The organism is Bradyrhizobium sp., assembly GCF_019242285.1.
Lineage (GTDB): Bacteria > Pseudomonadota > Alphaproteobacteria > Rhizobiales > Xanthobacteraceae > Bradyrhizobium.
The window spans coordinates 1-2266 of sequence record NZ_JAFAVV010000820.1 but is presented as its reverse complement, the minus strand read 5'-3'; the positions used below and the strand labels follow the sequence as shown (position 1 = coordinate 2266).

Annotated in this window: 1 protein-coding gene; it reads left to right on the top strand. The window is 59.8% G+C overall.

Annotation, left to right across the window (positions count from 1 at the left end; genetic code table 11):
- Nucleotides 1-2227 (top strand): efflux RND transporter permease subunit (locus tag JOY90_RS33695; protein ID WP_291695409.1); only part of this gene is annotated, 2227 nt, incomplete at its 5' end.
- Nucleotides 2228-2266 lie beyond the last annotated feature (39 nt).

The window sequence follows — 2266 nt, the reverse complement described above, 5'->3', positions numbered from 1 at the left end:
AATGTCGAAGATCCTGGCCGAGCAGCCGATCGGCCTTGGCGTTCATCTCGTCGCCGACCAGCCGGTCGTTGTCGAGCACGCCGTGTCAGGCTTCACGGAAGCTCTGTTTGAAGCGGTGCTCATCGTGCTCGGAATCAGCTTCTTGAGCCTCGGCCTTCGCGCGGGACTCGTAGTTGCGATCGCAATCCCACTGGTTCTTGCGATTACGTTTGTGGTGATGGCGTATGCCGGAATCTCGCTGCAGCGCATTTCGCTGGGCGCCCTCATCATCGCTCTCGGGCTTCTGGTCGACGACGCCATGATCGCCGTCGAAATGATGGTGGCGCGGTTGGAAGTGGGCGATCCCCTCGAGAAGGCCGCAACGCATGTCTACACCTCCACGGCCTTTCCCATGCTGACGGGGACGCTTGTCACCGTCGCCGGGTTCATCCCGATCGGCCTCAACACCAGCAACGCCGGTGAATTCACATACACCTTGTTCGTGGTCATTGCCGTCTCGTTGCTCGTATCATGGATTGTCGCGGTGCTGTTCACACCCCTGCTCGGCGTTACAATCCTGCCGACCAGGATGAAAGGTCATCACGAAGAAAAAGGGCGAGTGGCCCGAATATTTGAGCGCGTTCTTCTGGTCTGCATGCATCATCGTTGGATCACCGTCGGGGTGACAGTTGCGGCCTTCGCGCTCGCCCTGTTCGGCATGAAGTTCGTGCAGCAGCAGTTCTTTCCGTCGTCGGACCGTGCCGAACTGGTCATTGACTGGAATTTGCCTCAAAACGCCTCGATTACAGAAACCAATGCGCAGATCGCTCGCTTCGAGCATGAACAGCTGGAGGGCAATTCCGGCGTCGACCATTGGTCAACCTATGTCGGAACCGGCGCTCCCCGCTTTGTCCTGTCGTTCGATTTGCAGACGGCGAACAGCTGGTTTGGCCAGATGGTCGTCGTCACCAAGGGTGGCATTCAGGTTCGCGATCGCCTCAAGGCGGAATTCGAAACCTATCTGAAAAAGACCTTTCCGGGCACCGACAACTTCGTCAAGTTGCTCGAGGTCGGGCCTCCGGTCGGGCGTCCCGTGCAATATCGGCTGAGCGGACCCGACATTGCGAAGGTGAGGGAATTTTCTCAAAAGCTCGCCGCCATTGTACGCGCCAATCCGCACCTCGATCACGTCGTGTTCGACTGGATGGAGCCGGCGCGCGTCGTCAAGGTCGACGTCCTTCAGGACAAGGCGCGCCAGCTTGGTGTGAGCTCCGAGGACATCGCGACGACGTTGAATGGTGTCCTTGCCGGCTCTTCGATCACCCAGGTGCGAGACAGCATCTACCTGGTGAACGTGATGGGTCGGGCAACCGCATCCGAGCGTGCATCGATCGACACGCTACGCGACCTGCAATTGACGGGTTTGAGTGGCCAGTCTGTGCCGCTCGGCGCGGTGGCCACGCTGCACTATGAGATCGAGCAGCCAACAATCTGGCGGCGATCGCGGCTTCCCACGATTACGCTCAAGGCCAGCATCCTCGACGGCGCGCAGCCAAAGACGGTCACCGATCAACTCACGCCGAAGGTGGACGGGTTCGCAAAGGCGCTGCCCGCGGGATACTCGGTCGCGATCGGAGGGTCGGTCGAGGAAAGCGCGAAGAGCCAGGCCCCGATCGAAGCGGTCGTTCCGCTGATGCTCTTCATCATGGCGACGATCCTGATGATCCAGCTTCAAAGCTTCCACCGGTTGTTCCTGGTGTTTGCGGTGGCGCCTCTCGCACTGATCGGCGTGGTCATGGCCTTGTTGCCAAGTGGAGCGCCGCTCGGATTCGTCGCGATCCTCGGTGTGCTGGCGCTGATCGGCATCCTGATCCGCAACTCGGTGATCCTGATTGTGCAAATCGAGGATCTGAGGAAGGCGGGACGTCCTGCATGGGATGCAGTGGTGGAAGCAACCGAGCACCGGATGCGGCCGATCATGCTGACCGCGGCTGCTGCAAGCCTCGCCCTGATCCCGATTGCGCGCGAGATCTTCTGGGGGCCCATGGCCTACGCGATGATGGGCGGCATCATCGTAGGCACAGTGCTGACACTGTTGTTCTTGCCGGCGCTCTACGTGACCTGGTTCGGGATCAAGCCCCTGTCGGACACCCATCGCGAGAGTCCGATAGTCCCTGAATTGCAAGCAGACCTGGCGGCGGATGCTCCCTCTCAGCGCGAACTGGAAACTGCACAGGAGCCAACGTGAAGAAAATCGTAGAAGATCGTAGTCCGGAGCAAAAAAATC